Source organism: Kribbella soli (genome assembly GCF_004331345.1).
GTDB lineage: Bacteria > Actinomycetota > Actinomycetes > Propionibacteriales > Kribbellaceae > Kribbella > Kribbella soli.
In genome coordinates this window covers 941,516-955,335 of record NZ_SJJZ01000003.1, presented here as the reverse complement: position 1 = coordinate 955,335, position 13,820 = coordinate 941,516, and the positions used below count along the sequence as shown (strand labels likewise).

Sequence of the window (13,820 nt, the reverse complement as noted above, 5' to 3'; positions counted from 1 at the left end):
TGCCAGCTCATGTTGGAAATTTTCTGGGGCGGTCATGTTATAGAAAATCCCCTACCGTCGAGGCCTCCAAACCGGAATGATCTAATGACGTGGTGACACAGAGTCAGGCACCGGACGTGGTGCGGGTGGGGCGGGTCGGCAAGACGGTGCGGGTACTCGTCGCGGTCGCCGGCATCGGCCTGCTGATCAACGGTTCGGTGCGCGCCAGTGACGACGCCTGGCCGTTCGGTCCGATGTCGCAGTACGCGATGTCGGTGCCGGACGACGCCAGGATCGACTACACCCGGGTGAGCGCGGTGACGGACGCCGGCACGACGGTCGACGTACCGCTGAACATCGAAGGCGCCGGGGTCGCGCGGGCCGAGATCGAGGCACGGGCCGGGGAGATCGTGAAGGACCCGTCGCTGCTGCAGCAGGTCGCGGACGGGTGGGCGCGCAAGCATCCTGACCAGCCGAAGTACGTGAAGCTCGAGCTCATCCGTGACACGACCCAACTGGTGAAGGGCAAGGTCGAAGGACCGCCGACATCCCAGGTGCTCGCGACCTGGGAGGTACGCCGATGAGAGTCGCCAACTGGTTCACGCCGGTGATCGCGCTGGCGCGGATCGCCTGGTTGCGGACGATCCTGTACCTGTTCGTCATCCTCGACATGCACGCGTTCGTCCGCGACACCCGCGACAAGGGCGAGCACCCCGGGCTGTACGAGCCGTTGCTGCTCGCCCGGCTCCTCGACCTGCCGAAACCGTCCGTCGCGAACACGACAGTCCTGTACGTCGTCCTGATCGTCGCGTGCCTGCTCGGGGCGACGAACTACTTCCCGCGGGTTGCCGGCTGGATCGTCGCGCCGGCGTTCACCTGGTGGGTGCTGATCGGGATGAGCGACGGCAAGGTCGACCACGACCACCTCGCGCTGGTCATCGCGCTCTGGGTCCTGCCGACCGTGAAAGCGGGCAGCCGGGGCATCGCGTCGTACGGCGACCAGACTCGGTCGGAGGCGGCCGGGTGGGCGATCCGGTGCATCCAGATCTGCGTGATCGCGACGTACTTCCTGTCCGCGGTCGCGAAACTGCGCAGTGCCGGATGGGCGCTGACCTGGCCCGGCAGCGCCGTACTGACGTGGGCGATCGTGCGGCGGCCGCACCCGGTCGGGGAGTGGTTGCTGCATTACCCGTGGGTGCTGCACGTGATGCAGTGGGTCGGCATCATCGGGGAGTTCTGCTCGCCGGTGATTCTGTGGCTCAAGGGGCGCTGGCAGCTGTTCGGGGCGCTGTTCTTCGTCGGGTTCCATGCGGCGAACACGGCGATCCTGCTGATCCACTTCCTGCCGACGGTCGTCTGCTGGCTCGCGTTCGCGCCGCTGGAACGCGTCGTACCGTGGTACCGGTCCCGCCGCGCAGCCCGCTCAGCCGCCTCAGCCCGCTCAGCCAGCGCGGCCGGCTCAGACGGCGATGCCCGAGAGGCCGAAGACCAGACCGAACACGGCCGGCAGGCCGAGCAGCAGGCCGGCGCGTAGCTTGAACCGGCGGCCGCCGGGGCCCGGCGTCCGGACGACCCGGGACAGTACGGCGCCGGCGTACCCGAAGACCAGGGCGGCGAGCAGGATCTGGCGGGTCGGCAGGTTGTCGGCGTTGTGATGCGTCAGCCCGAGCGTGACCAGGCCCGGGCAGCAGAACGCGCACATCCCGAACCCGAGCTCCGGGATCGGCAGCCAGCGGCGCCCGAGCACGTCCCGCTCGGCAGGTCGCTTACGCCGCAGCGACTGCGCGAAGCGGGCGGTGCTGACGATCAGGTCGCTGAGGCAGAGGACCGCGGCCACGATCAGGGCGGCGTGGAAGATCGTCTGCACAAAAGGACACGCTAGGCCCTGAATGCGGTCATATCCGGCCTGCCACGTAACGTCTGCTTAACAAGGGCGGGGCACACTGTGAGAGACCCCGTGATGTGCCTGAGAGATGTTCCGGTGAGAGGTGGACTGATGGACAAGCAGCAGGAGTTCGTACTGCGCGCGCTGGAGGAGCGCGACGTGCGTTTCGTGCGGCTCTGGTTCACCGACGTGCTCGGGTTCCTGAAGTCGGTCGCGGTCGCGCCGGCGGAGCTGGAGAGCGCGTTCGCGGAAGGACTCGGGTTCGACGGGTCGGCGATCGAGGGATTCGCCCGGGTGACCGAGGCCGACATGCTGGCCAAACCGGACCCGTCGACGTTCCAGATCCTGCCCTGGCGGGGCGAGACGATGGGCACCGCGCGGATGTTCTGCGACATCAACATGCCCGACGGCTCGGCGTCGTTCGCCGACCCGCGGCACGTCCTGAAGCGCACGCTGTCGAAGGCGGCCGATCTCGGGTTCACGTTCTACACGCACCCGGAGATCGAGTTCTACCTGTTCAAGTCGCTCACCGGCGCACCCGGTACGACGCCGGAGCCGGTCGACTCGTCCGGGTACTTCGACCACACGCCGCAGGGCATCGGCAACGACTTCCGCCGCGAGGCGATCACGATGCTCGAGTCGATGGGGATCTCGGTCGAGTTCAGCCACCACGAGGGCGGTCCGGGACAGCAGGAGATCGACCTGCGGTACGCCGACGCGCTGTCGACCGCCGACAACATCATGACGTTCCGCGTCGTGGTGAAGGAGGTGGCGCTCTCGCAGGGGATCTACGCGTCGTTCATGCCGAAGCCGTTGTCGGATCAGCCCGGGTCCGGGATGCACACCCACATGTCGCTGTTCGAGGGTGACCGCAACGCGTTCTTCGAGGGCGGCGCGCAGTACCAGCTGTCGAAGACCGGACGGGCGTTCATCGCCGGCCTGCTGCAGCACGCGGCCGAGATCACCGCGGTGACGAACCAGTGGGTGAACTCGTACAAGCGGCTCGCGGTCGGGGACGAGGCGCCCTCGTTCGTCTCGTGGGGTCACAACAACCGGTCCGCCCTCGTGCGGGTGCCGATGTACAAGCCGCACAAGGGGCAGTCCTCGCGCGTCGAGTTCCGGTCGCTCGACTCGGCCGCGAACCCGTACCTCGCGTTCGCGCTGATGCTCGCCGCCGGCCTGAAGGGCATCGAGGAGGGCTACGAGCTCCCCGTCGAGGTCGAGGAAGACATCTGGTCCCTGACGCCGCGCGAACGCAAGGCGCTCGGCATCAAGCCCCTGCCCGGCAGCCTCGCCGAAGCCATCAGCGCGATGGAGGACAGCGAACTGGTCGCCGAGACCCTCGGCGAGCACGTCTTCGACTTCTTCCTCCGCAACAAGCGCGCCGAATGGCAGGACTACCGCCGCCAGGTAACCCCCTTCGAACTCAACAAGCTCCTGCCGGTTCTGTAGGACCTCAGCCGTCGACCTTGAAGGGGTCATGGTCGGTGAGGAGTTTGTCCAGGCGGGCCTGGTCGACCCGGTTGGTCACTACGGAGATCTCTTGCCGGTCCCGGACCACCTTGCACAGCACGACCGTCGACGTGACGACGTACAACAGTCCGAGTGCGAGGAACGCCCGTACCCAGGGTTCGGCCGGTAGGTACGCCAGGGCGATCACCATTGCCGAGACCGAGATCCCGAAGGACGCGACCGCCTGCGCGTAGAACGCTGCCGTCTGCTGCGGCTGGATTCTTTTCGTCATGCCGGAATCGTCGACCGCCGGAGCCGCCGCCACATCCGTAGAACCACTCGGTTCAGACGCCGGCGGTCTGGGGCGGGGCGTCGTCGGAGGCGTGCTGGGAGGCCCAGCGAGAGGCTGCGGTGGAGTGCCGGTACGGCGGTTCGTCGGCGACCGGGGGCGTCTGGACAGCTGCTTCGAGAGTGGGGGCGGCGGCAACGACCGGGGTGCCGTCGGGGGCCAGGGCGTTGACCTCTTCGACGGTCAGCAGGCCGACGGGGCGGACGCCTTCGGTGATGATCACGATGCAGCCGGGGATCACCTGCTGGGCCCGATTTCCCTTGGCAGGAACGAGAATTCCGTCGGCCGGCGTCCGCCAGGCACCCGGCGAGAAGTGGCGCAGCGCGATCCCGGCCTGGCCGTCCTCGGGCGTGCGGGGCGGCAGGTACGCGGTCGCCGTGTAGTCGTAGTCGTAGTCCGGCTCCGGCGGCCCGGAGACTCGTCCGCCCTGCTGGGGTGTCAACCACACCACCGTGCCGCGCACGGCGAGCGACCCCGTCATCATGACCATGGACAGTCATCATGCCCGACTACTGAGCGAGTTCGCTACACGACACCGTGTATTCACCGCAACCAACCCGAGATCCAGCCGCGACTTTGAGAAGCCACCAACCATTTCGCGGGCCCGAAAGTGGTTGGTGGCTTCTCAAAGTGGGGGATTGGGTAGCCTGCGGGGGTGGCTGACGGGCGGAGGGGGTCGTGGGAGGGCCGGCTGGTTCGGCTGGGGTTCGAGGATCCGCAGCGGGCGGCCGGCATCCTCGAGGACCTGGACGCGCTGGACTCGCACAGTCCGCTGGCCACCGAGCAGCTGATCACGACGCTCTCGGAGTCGGCTGATCCCGATCTCGCGCTGCAGAGCCTCTGCGCGATGGCCGAGGCGCTGCACCGGAACAATCACGATCTCGCCGCGTTCGCCCGCACCCTCGAGATGGACGACGGCTTCCGCCGCCGGCTCGTGTACGTGCTCGGCGCGAGCGAGGCGCTCGGGCGGCATCTCGGCGTACATCCACGGCACTGGTACGACCTCGCCGACCCGGCGCTCGCGGGCGCCCGGCCGTCGGTGGAGGATGTCGCCGCCAAGCTCGCGACCGCCGTCGACGCCGACAATCCGGTCGACGCGCTGCGGGTCGAGTACCGGCGCCTGCTGCTCCGGCTCGCTGCCCGGGATCTCGCCGAGGGGCTGCTCGTCGACGAGGTCGCCGCCGTACTCGCGGATCTCGCCGGAGGTGCGCTCGAGACCGCTCTGCACATCGCCCGCAACGACTACTTCGCGGCGCATCCCGGCGCCGCCGGCTGCCGGCTCGCGATCATTGCCATGGGCAAATGTGGTGGCCGGGAGCTCAACTACGTCAGCGATGTCGACGTACTGTTCGTCGCCGAGCCGCTCGAGGGCGAACCGGAGCTGCCGGCCCTCAAGACCGCGACCCAGCTGGCCGCGGCCACGATGCGGATCTGCTCGGCGCACACCGGCGAGGGCACGCTCTGGCCGGTCGACGCCGCACTCCGGCCGGAAGGCAAGTCCGGTCCGCTCGTCCGCACGCTCGACAGCCACCTCGCGTACTACCAGCGCTGGGCGAAGACCTGGGAGTTCCAGGCCCTCCTCAAGGCTCGCCCGGTCGCGGGCGACGCCGAGCTCGGTCGTGAGTACTCCGAGAAGATCGGTCAACTCACGTGGTCCGCCGCCGACCGCGAAGGGTTCGTCGCCGACGTCCAGGCGATGCGCCGGCGCGTCATCGACCACATCCCGGCTGCGGACGTGGACCGGCAGCTGAAACTCGGTCCCGGCGGATTGCGCGATGTGGAGTTCGCCGTACAGCTTCTGCAGCTCGTGCACGGTCGCAGCGACGAGTCGGTCCGCAGCGGTACGACGCTGGTCGCACTGGAAGCCCTGACGAGCAGCGGGTACGTCGGCCGCACGGACGGCGCCGTACTCGCGGATGCTTACCGCTTCCTGCGGTCGATGGAGCACCGCATCCAGCTGTTCCGCCTGCGCCGTACGCATCAGGTTCCGGACAACGAGGCCGATCTGCGCCGGCTCGGCCGCTCGCTCGGCTTCACGAAGAACCCGGTCACCGATCTCACCGCCGCCTGGAAGAAGCACGCGCTCGAGGTACGGCGCCTGCACGAGAAGCTGTTCTACCGCCCGCTGCTCGCGGCGGTCGCGCGGATCCCAGGCGACGAAGTACGCCTGACGCCCGAGGCGGCCAAGCAGCGGCTGACAGCCCTCGGGTACGCCGATCCGGCGTCGGCACTGCGGCACATCGAAGCCCTGTCCGAAGGGGTCTCACGGCGTTCGTCGATCCAGAAGGCGTTGCTGCCCGCGATGCTCGGCTGGTTCGCCGAATCACCCGACCCGGACGCCGGTCTGCTCGCGTTCCGCACGATCTCCGACGCCCTCGGCTCGACGCCCTGGTACCTGCGCCAGTTGCGCGACGAGGGCGCGTCGGCCGAGCGGTTGGCGCACCTGCTGGCCAGCGGCCGGTACGCCGTCGACCTGTTGCAGCGTGCTCCGGAAGCGACCGCGATGTTCGCCGACGAGCGAGAGCTGACGCCGCGCACCCAGGAGGCCCTGCTCACCGAGATGTCCGCCGCCGCCCGGCGGCAGGATTCGCCGGAGACCGCGGTCGCGGCGATCCGCGGCGTACGGCGCCGTGAACTGTTCCGGACCGCGGCGGCGGACCTGTCCGGCCTGCTCGACGTCGAGACCGTCGGCGACGGGCTGACCGATATCGCCGTCGGCACGCTGGCGGCCGCGCTCGAAGTCGCGCGCAAGGCGGTCGCACAGCGCCTGCTTGCCGAGGGCGAGCCGGAGCCGACCCGGATGTCGATCGTCGCGATGGGCCGGTTCGGCGGTCACGAGCTCGGGTACGGCAGCGACGCGGACGTGATGTTCGTGCACGACCCGCTGCCGGGCGCCGACGAGAAGAAGGCGACGGACTTCGCGACCCAGGCGGCGACCGAGCTGCGCCGGATGCTGGCATTGCCCGGCGCCGATCCGGCCGTCGCGATCGATGCGGACCTGCGCCCCGAGGGCCGGCAAGGACCGTTGGTCCGGACGCTGGCGTCGTACGCCTCCTACTACGCGCGCTGGTCGGCTGTGTGGGAAGCACAGGCCCTGCTCCGCGCCGACCCGTTGTGCGGCGACGCCGACCTGTGTCAGTCGTTCCGTGAACTGATCGACCCGCTGCGCTATCCGGTGAACGGTGTGAGCGAACGCGACGTCATGGAGATCCGCCGGATCAAGGCGCGCGTCGACGCCGAGCGGCTGCCGCGCGGCGCCGACCGGAGTACGCACACCAAGCTGGGTCGCGGCGGGCTCGCCGACATCGAGTGGACCGTTCAGCTCCTGCAACTCCGCGAAGCGCACCGCGTTCCCAGTCTCCGTACGACGCGCACGCTCACCGCGCTCCGGGCCGGGGTGGAGGCCAACCTCGTCGACCCCACCGAGGCCGAGACGCTGCAAGCGGCCTGGGTGCTGGCGACCCGGATCCGCAACGCGGTCATGCTGGTTCGCGCCCGCCCCGGCGACTCGCTCCCGCGCGATCCGCGCGACCTGGCAGCCGTGGCGCAGATCTGCGGCTACCCACCTGGCGAATCCGGCCGCTTCTCCGACGACTACCTGCGCACCACCCGCCGCGCCCACAACACGGTTGCCCGCCTCTTCTGGGACGACTGACCGTACGGACGAACGGGTAGTCGTCCCGCCCGACCTCCGATCCGCGCACTCCACCCGCCCGCGCCCGCACGCCGGAGTCGACCACTACCCGTTCTTCGGTCCGCAGCGTTGACAGGCAACCTTTTAGTTGCCTATTGTCGAGGGCGTGGAGCTGGTGTTCAAGGCGTTGGCCGACGAGGGCCGGCGGCAGTTGCTGGATGCCCTGCGGGAGCGCAACGGGCAGAGCCTGCAGGAGCTGTGTGAGCTGCTGCCGGACCTGACCCGGCAGGGCGTGACCAAGCACCTGCGGATTCTCGAGGACGCGAACCTTGTGGTCACGGTCAAACGCGGACGCCACAAGCTCCACTACCTGAACCCGGTGCCGATCAACGAGATCGCCGAGCGGTGGCTGAGCAACTACGAACGCGACAAACTGCGTGCGCTCAGCGCATTGAAAGCGGCGTTGGAGGAATCATGAGCAAGCCCGCGATGATCCATGTGACCTACATCGAGACCACCCCCGAAAAGCTGTGGGAGGCGCTCACCTCGGGCGCTTTCACCCAGCTGTACTGGTTCGGCCGCCGGATCGAGTCGGACTGGACGGTTGGCGCACCGGTGCGTTTCTACGACAGCGCCGACGACAGCCTGACCGACAGCGGCGAGGTTCTGGTGTACGACGAGCCGAAAACGCTGGCCTACACGTTCAAGAACGAGTTCCTCGAGTCCCGCGCCGACGAGGCCCCGGGCCGGGTGACGTTCACCATCGAGCCGGCCGGGAAGAACGTGGTGAAACTGCAGGTCGTGCACGACGAGATCGCCGAGGACACCGTCGAGGGCTGGCGGAACGGCTGGGCCCCGATCCTCGCCAACCTGAAGACCTACCTGGAGACCTCCCGAACCCTGGAGATCACCTTCTCCTAAACTTGGACTGGTGGGAGCGACAGATCAGGTCCGGCAAGTCGGTGTCTTCAGCACCGTCCGCCGCAGCGTGCGGATGACGGTCGGGCAGAAGCGCGTCTGGGAGACACGGTGGGCGGAGCTCGGCCGCACCCAGGAGGATCTGCCGCCCGGTGAGCTGGATCTGGCCGAGTGGTTCGGCCGTACGGCGCCGACCGTGCTGGAGATCGGCTCCGGGATGGGGGAGGCGACCGCGCAGCTCGCCGTCGCGGCGCCTGAGGTCAATCACGTGGCCGCGGAGGTCTATCCGGCCGGTCTCGGTCAGCTGATGTTGTGGGCGGAGAAGTACGACCTCGACAACGTCCGCCTGCTGCAGGGTGACGCGCTGGACTTCCTGCGTGATCACGTCGCCCCCGGCGCGCTGGCCGGCGTACGGATCTACTTCCCGGACCCGTGGCCGAAGAAACGGCACCACAAGCGCCGGCTCGTCACGTCGCCGTTCGTCGCGCTGATCGCCGACCGCCTGCAGCCGGGCGGGACGTTGCACCTGGCAACGGACTGGGCAGACTACGCCGACCGCATGCTCGAGGTCTGCGCGGCCGAGCCGTCATTGCGCAACCAATATGACGGCTGGGCCCCGCGGCCCGAGTGGCGGCCGGTCACCAAGTTCGAGTCCCGCGCCCAGGCCGAGGGCCGCGACGTCCGCGACCTCATCTACGCCAAGATCTAGGCCGACCGGCTCGTGAACGCCCACTGCCCGGCGCCGACGGTATAGACGGTGTAACACTCGTCGTACGTCGCCGAGCCCGCGAACGCCTGCGGTACGGCGTCGACATCAGCAGCTCGCGCCGACGGCACGTGGACCTCGGCCGTCGTACCGACCGGCACCAGCACGTCCAGCGACAGGACTCGTCCCTTCTTCTTCCACGAGACCGCCACCCGCCCGCGGATCGTCTCGGTCCGGATGCTCGCCGAGTCCACCTCGTCGCGGGCATCCGGCCGTACGACGATCCGCTCACTGCCGGCGTCGACGACGCGTAGCCCGGCGACGTTCTCGAAGATCCACTGCACGACCGTGCCCTGGAAGTAGTGGTTGCGCGACCGCGAGTCGTCCTCCCACTTCTCCCACATGGTGTCCGCACCGAGGTCGAACCAGTAGCCCCAGCTCGGATAGCTCCGCTGCAGCGCGACCTTCGTTGCCACGTCGCCGTACCCGTGGGCGGTCAGCACCGGCAGCAGTACGCCGACGCCCAGGCATCCCGTGTTGAGATGGAAGCCACGTGCCTCGACGTCGGCGGCCAACCCGGCCGCGACCTGCTCGACATGCTCGTCCGGCACGATCCCGAACGCCAGCGGTACGGCGTTCGACGTCTGCCGGTAGTCCGGGTCGTCGGCCGACCGGTACCGGCCTTCGGCGCGATCGAGGAACGTCCGGTTCAGCCCGTCGGCGAGCTCGTCTGCAGCTTTCCGGTACTCGTTGGACTGCCCGATCAGCTCGCCGATCTCCGCAGCGACCACGAGCGCCCGGTAGAGGTACGCCGTACCCGTCAAACGCCGGTCCTCCGGAGCCGGACCGCTCCCGAACCCGGGCGGCAGCCAGTCGCCGAGCACACTCACCGACAACCCGTCCTCGACCCGGTCGAGTTCCCACGCGAGGTAGCGCGTCAGCGAGTCCCAGTGCTCGCGGAGCAGCCGCTCGTCGCCGTACCAGCGGTACATCTCGCGCAACAGGAACGGATAGACGGTCGGCCACTCGGTCGCGGGGGAGAGGTCTGTGAAGCCCCAGCCGCTGGTCGGCACGATGACCGGGAGTTGCCCGGAGTCGGCCTGGCTGTCCCGGATGTCGCCGAGCCATTTGGTGAAGAACCGCGCCAGATCGAGGGTCGCGAGCATCGTCGGCGCGCCGACCTGCGCGTCGCCGGTCCAGCCGTTCTTCTCGAAGTACGGCGTATCGGTCGGGATCCCGTGCAGGTTGCTGAGGATCGTCCGCCGCATCGCCTGCTCGAACTGCTCGTACGGCGCCTGCGTCGACGCGAACCGGGTCACCGACGGGACGTCCGAGTTCACCACCCGCAGTTGCAGGTCGGCGGCCGCGCCCTCGAGCTGCACGTACCGGAAGCCCTTGTAGGAGAACCGCGGCTCCCAGGTCTCGACGCCGGTGCCGGCCGCGATGTACTCGTCGCGCTGGATCCGGTCGCCGTCGACGTGCACGTTCCAGGCGGCCACGTTGCCATCAGCAACCGTCTCGCCGTGGGTGAGGCTGATCGTCGTCCCGGCCGGCGCGGTGGTGGACAGCCGGGTCCAGCCCGCCACGGTCCGCCCGAAGTCCACGATCCACACGCCCGGCCGGACCTCGGTGACCTCGACCGGGTCGACGGTCTCGACCACCCGGATCGGCTCGTGGGCCTGAGCGGTCAGCTTCCCCTTGGGCGCCTCGACGACCGATGCCGCGGACCAGGCGGAGTCGTCGAACCCGGCCGTGTCCCAGCCGGGCAGCGCGCGCCGGGCGTCGTACGTCTCACCGGCGTAGAGCGAGTCCGACAGCGTCGGGCCGCCCGTGATGCGCCACGTCTCGTCCGTGACCACCTCGTCCACGCGGCCGTCGTCGTACTCGACGACCAGCCGGGCGATCAGCCGCGGGTCGGCGGTCCACGGGGTGTCGTGCCAGCGCCAGACGTTCACCGAGGTCAGGCCGAAGAAGCCACGCCCCAGTTCGGTGCCGACCACGTTGTCGCCGGCCTGCAGGAGCTCGGTCACGTCGTGCGTGACGTAGAGAACGGTGTGGTCGTAGGCGGTGAAGCCCGGGTCGAGTACGGCGTCACTCACCGCCTGCCCGTTGAGCCGCAGATCGGCGTACCCGAGACCGCTCGCGTAGAGCCGGGCACGCCGGACCGTGCCGTCCACGGCGAACGCGCGCCGCAGGAGCGGTGCGCTGTCGGTCACGCCACCGATCCACTGCGCGGCCCCGAACCCCTCGTCAAGCAGACCGGTCTCGAACCATTCCGGTGCAGCCCACTCACCAGGCACGTCGTCCCACAGCCGGACCGTCCAGTGGTACCGCGTCCGCGGCGCCGTCGGACCGTCGTACTCGATCCCGAAGGTCCGCGCCGTCTCGACCTTGCCCGAGTCCCACACGTCGGCGCGCTCCGGCGTCAGCAGCTCCGGCGCGGAGGCGACCAGGATCTGGTACGCCGTCTGCGTCGCGCCGTACCCGGGGGCGACGGCGACCCAACTGAAGCGTGGCCGAGGTACGTCGACGCCGAGCGGCTGGGCGGCGTACTCGGTCTTGAGAGATCGAGGGATCAGCACGCTCAGGACCGTAGGCAGTCGCGCGTCCGGCTTTCAACCGTCTGACCAGATCCGGCCGATGATCGAATCTGATCGTTCGTCTCGGTTCGTGATTCGTAGGTCCAAATGCTGAAACCTGAGCATCTTGCTCGACTTTGTCCGCTTTCATAGTCCTATGCAGCTCATCGCGAACGCGCCCGGAGACGCCCTGACACGGCGCCGGCACGTCGATCTGCTGCGCGTGAACTCCTCGGGTTGTTGAACGACGGCGTAGTTCTTCCTGCCCGTCTCCTCCCCGTTCCGTAGGAGTCCATCCATGCGTCGCCTCGTCCTGATCGCGCTGCTCGGCTCGATCGCCCAGCTCGTCGACGGCACCCTCGGCATGGCGTACGGCGTCACCGCCAGCACCGCCCTGCTGATCACCGGGATCACCCCGGCCGTCGCCTCCGCCTCGGTCCACCTGGCCGAGGTCGGCACCACGCTGGCCTCCGGCCTGTCGCACTGGCGGTTCGGCAACGTCGACTGGCGCGTCGTCGCGCTGATCGGGGCTCCGGGCGCGGTCGGGGCCTTCGCCGGCGCGACGTTCCTGTCCAGCCTCTCGACCGAGTCGGCGTCGCTGTGGGTCGCCGGCCTGCTGCTCCTGCTCGGCGTCTACATCCTGGTCCGGTTCGGCACCGGGAAGGTCCGGGCGGTGATCGAGGGCCGCCCGGCCGGGAGGTTCCTCGGCCCGCTCGGTCTGGTGGCCGGCTTCATCGACGCCACCGGCGGTGGCGGCTGGGGTCCGGTCGCGAACTCCGCGCTGCTGTCCAGCGGCAAGCTGGCGCCGCGACGGGCCGTCGGTTCGGTGAACGCTGCCGAGTTCCTGGTCTCCGTCGCCGCCAGCATCGGGTTCCTGTTCGGGCTGGGCGGGAAGAACCTGCCGTTCGGCATCGTCGCCGCGCTGCTGATCGGCGGCGTCGTCGCGGCGCCGTTCGCCGCGTGGCTGGTGTCCCGGCTGGCCACCCGCTGGCTCGGCGTCGGGGTCGGCCTGGTGCTGATCCTGACCAACGCCCGCACCGTGCTGAACGGCCTCGACGTCACCACCGGCCCGCGGTACGCCGTCTACGCGGCACTCGTCCTGGGCTGGGCCGCGATCGTCACGTACGGCGTCCGCGCCGCCGCGCGCCGAACCGTCCGCGAGGCCGAACAACTGCTCGACGAATCCGAGCTCGAGCCCGCTTCCTGAGCTTCACCTTCCGCCAAGACAAAGGTCCTCCAGTGAGCATCTCCGCCACCCGTCCGTTCCGCCTGCTCGCCGCCGCCCTGGCGGTCACGGTCGCCGTCACTGCCGCGGGCTGCTCGCGCGCCGACAGCGACGCAGCGCCTGCCGCATCGAGCGACAAGGGTCCCGCCACCGAGCTGCGGCTCGGCTACTTCCCGAACGTCACCCATGCCGCCGCACTGGTCGGTCTCGGCAAGGGTCTGTTCACCAAGGAGCTCGGCAGCACGAAGCTGGTGCCGACCAAGTTCAACGCCGGCCCCGAGGCCGTCGGCGCGCTGCTCGGCGGCTCGCTGGACGCGTCCTTCATCGGCTCCGGCCCGGCGATCAACGCCTACGCGAAGTCGAACGGCGAGGCGGTCCGGCTGATCGCCGGCGCCACGTCCGGCGGCGCGCAGCTCGTGGTCAAGCCGACGATCACCAAGCCGGCCGACCTGGTCGGCAAGACCGTCGTCACGCCGCAGCTCGGCAACACGCAGGACGTGTCGCTGAAGAAGTGGCTCGCCGAGAACCAGCTGACCGGCAAGGTCAAGGTGACCAACCTGGAGAACGCCCAGACGCTGGACGCGTTCAAGAAGGGCGACGTGGACGCGGCCTGGCTGCCGGAGCCCTGGTCGTCCCGCCTGGTCCTGGACGCGGGCGCGAAGGTGCTGCTCGACGAGGCGTCGCTGTGGCCCGACGGGCAGTTCCCGACGACGGTGCTGATCGTCCGGACGCAGTTCCTGAAGGAGCACCCGGCGACGGTGACGGCGCTGCTGAAGGGGCTGAACGCGGCCATCGACCTCAGCACGTCGGACGCCGCACAGGCCAAGACCGTGGTGAACGACCAGCTCAAGGAAGCGACCGGCAAGGCGCTGAAGCCGGCGGTCATCGACCGGGCGTGGCAGCACATCAAGATCACCGCGGACCCGATCGCCTCCACCTTCCCGCAGCTGGCCAAGGACCAGGTCGCCGCGGGGATCGCGAAGCAGGCGCCGAACGTCGCCGGTTTCGCGGACCTGGGGCCGCTGAACCAGGTCCTCACCCAGGCAGGCAAGCCGGCGGTCGACGCCGCCGGTCTGGACGCGAAGTAGAGGAG

The 13,820-nt window shown here is 69.3% G+C and carries 14 protein-coding genes; 10 read left to right on the top strand and 4 right to left on the bottom strand.

Going from position 1 to position 13,820, the window contains the following annotated elements; translation table 11 throughout:
* Positions 1-92: 92 nt before the first annotated feature.
* Both E0H45_RS27395 and E0H45_RS27390 read left to right on the top strand, forming a co-directional pair.
* Positions 93-563 carry a hypothetical protein gene (locus E0H45_RS27395; RefSeq protein ID WP_238155316.1) on the top strand — a complete coding sequence of 157 codons (471 nt, stop codon included), beginning with the start codon at positions 93-95 and terminating at the stop codon, positions 561-563.
* Positions 560-1,513: an HTTM domain-containing protein gene (locus E0H45_RS27390; RefSeq protein WP_131342560.1), complete on the top strand. Its 954-nt coding sequence runs from the start codon at positions 560-562 to the stop codon at positions 1,511-1,513. The genes E0H45_RS27395 and E0H45_RS27390 overlap by 4 nt, the downstream gene beginning before the upstream one ends.
* Here the strand turns inward: E0H45_RS27390 and E0H45_RS27385 are convergent.
* Entirely contained in the window at positions 1,439-1,846 is a 408-nt protein-coding gene (locus tag E0H45_RS27385) for a hypothetical protein (RefSeq protein WP_131342558.1), read from the bottom strand. The two genes, E0H45_RS27390 and E0H45_RS27385, sit on opposite strands and share 75 nt — an antisense overlap.
* A 129-nt stretch (positions 1,847-1,975) precedes the next feature.
* Here E0H45_RS27385 and glnA point away from each other — a divergent pair, with 129 nt between their 5' ends.
* Positions 1,976-3,316, top strand: coding sequence for a type I glutamate--ammonia ligase (gene glnA / locus E0H45_RS27380; RefSeq protein WP_131342556.1), 1,341 nt, complete (start codon positions 1,976-1,978; stop codon positions 3,314-3,316).
* Between the two features lie 4 nt (positions 3,317-3,320).
* Here the strand turns inward: glnA and E0H45_RS27375 are convergent, their stop codons facing one another.
* On the bottom strand, positions 3,321-3,608 hold the full coding sequence (locus E0H45_RS27375; protein WP_131342554.1) for a YiaA/YiaB family inner membrane protein: 288 nt from the start codon (positions 3,606-3,608) through the stop codon (positions 3,321-3,323).
* Positions 3,609-3,660: 52 nt separating this feature from the next.
* The gene (locus tag E0H45_RS27370) at positions 3,661-4,155 is read right to left on the bottom strand and encodes a hypothetical protein (RefSeq protein ID WP_131342552.1); all 495 of its coding nucleotides are present in this window, start codon (positions 4,153-4,155) and stop codon (positions 3,661-3,663) included.
* Between the two features lie 165 nt (positions 4,156-4,320).
* On the opposite strand from E0H45_RS27370, the gene E0H45_RS27365 reads away from it, so the two are divergent.
* The 4 genes from E0H45_RS27365 to trmB all read left to right on the top strand — a co-directional run bounded on the left by E0H45_RS27365 (position 4,321) and on the right by trmB (position 8,926).
* Positions 4,321-7,320, top strand: a complete 3,000-nt coding sequence (locus tag E0H45_RS27365; protein WP_131342550.1) for a bifunctional [glutamine synthetase] adenylyltransferase/[glutamine synthetase]-adenylyl-L-tyrosine phosphorylase — start codon at positions 4,321-4,323, stop codon at positions 7,318-7,320.
* Positions 7,321-7,465: 145 nt separating this feature from the next.
* Positions 7,466-7,777, top strand: coding sequence for an ArsR/SmtB family transcription factor (locus E0H45_RS43390; protein WP_131342548.1), 312 nt, complete (start codon positions 7,466-7,468; stop codon positions 7,775-7,777).
* The gene (locus tag E0H45_RS43385) at positions 7,774-8,220 is read left to right on the top strand and encodes an SRPBCC family protein (protein ID WP_131342546.1); all 447 of its coding nucleotides are present in this window, start codon (positions 7,774-7,776) and stop codon (positions 8,218-8,220) included. The genes E0H45_RS43390 and E0H45_RS43385 overlap by 4 nt, the downstream gene beginning before the upstream one ends.
* Positions 8,221-8,230: 10 nt before the next feature.
* Positions 8,231-8,926, top strand: a complete 696-nt coding sequence (gene trmB / locus E0H45_RS27350; RefSeq protein ID WP_131342544.1) for a tRNA (guanosine(46)-N7)-methyltransferase TrmB — start codon at positions 8,231-8,233, stop codon at positions 8,924-8,926.
* On the opposite strand, the gene E0H45_RS27345 is transcribed toward trmB, so the two are convergent.
* The gene (locus E0H45_RS27345) at positions 8,923-11,505 is read right to left on the bottom strand and encodes a family 78 glycoside hydrolase catalytic domain (protein WP_238155314.1); all 2,583 of its coding nucleotides are present in this window, start codon (positions 11,503-11,505) and stop codon (positions 8,923-8,925) included. The two genes, trmB and E0H45_RS27345, sit on opposite strands and share 4 nt — an antisense overlap.
* Positions 11,506-11,659: 154 nt before the next feature.
* Between E0H45_RS27345 and E0H45_RS43915 the strand changes: the two genes are divergently transcribed.
* From E0H45_RS43915 to E0H45_RS27335, 3 genes are read left to right on the top strand one after another with little or no spacing between them, the layout of a single operon-like run.
* On the top strand, positions 11,660-11,746 hold the full coding sequence (locus tag E0H45_RS43915; RefSeq protein ID WP_370342797.1) for a putative leader peptide: 87 nt from the start codon (positions 11,660-11,662) through the stop codon (positions 11,744-11,746).
* Positions 11,747-11,800: 54 nt separating this feature from the next.
* Positions 11,801-12,709 (top strand): sulfite exporter TauE/SafE family protein, encoded by a 909-nt coding sequence (locus E0H45_RS27340; protein WP_131342540.1) that lies wholly within the window; start codon positions 11,801-11,803, stop codon positions 12,707-12,709.
* A gap of 32 nt (positions 12,710-12,741) precedes the next feature.
* Positions 12,742-13,815: an ABC transporter substrate-binding protein gene (locus tag E0H45_RS27335; RefSeq protein ID WP_202872527.1), complete on the top strand. Its 1,074-nt coding sequence runs from the start codon at positions 12,742-12,744 to the stop codon at positions 13,813-13,815.
* The last annotated feature ends 5 nt before the right edge of the window (positions 13,816-13,820 follow it).

Coding starts and splice junctions, on each gene's coding strand:
- E0H45_RS27340 (WP_131342540.1), top strand. CDS start 11,801: ATGCGTCGCCTCGTCCTGATCGCGCTGCTCGGCTCGATCGCCCAGCTC.
- E0H45_RS27375 (WP_131342554.1), bottom strand. CDS start 3,608: ATGACGAAAAGAATCCAGCCGCAGCAGACGGCAGCGTTCTACGCGCAG.
- E0H45_RS27390 (WP_131342560.1), top strand. CDS start 560: ATGAGAGTCGCCAACTGGTTCACGCCGGTGATCGCGCTGGCGCGGATC.
- glnA (WP_131342556.1), top strand. CDS start 1,976: ATGGACAAGCAGCAGGAGTTCGTACTGCGCGCGCTGGAGGAGCGCGAC.
- E0H45_RS43385 (WP_131342546.1), top strand. CDS start 7,774: ATGAGCAAGCCCGCGATGATCCATGTGACCTACATCGAGACCACCCCC.
- E0H45_RS27370 (WP_131342552.1), bottom strand. CDS start 4,155: ATGGTCATGATGACGGGGTCGCTCGCCGTGCGCGGCACGGTGGTGTGG.
- E0H45_RS43915 (WP_370342797.1), top strand. CDS start 11,660: ATGCAGCTCATCGCGAACGCGCCCGGAGACGCCCTGACACGGCGCCGG.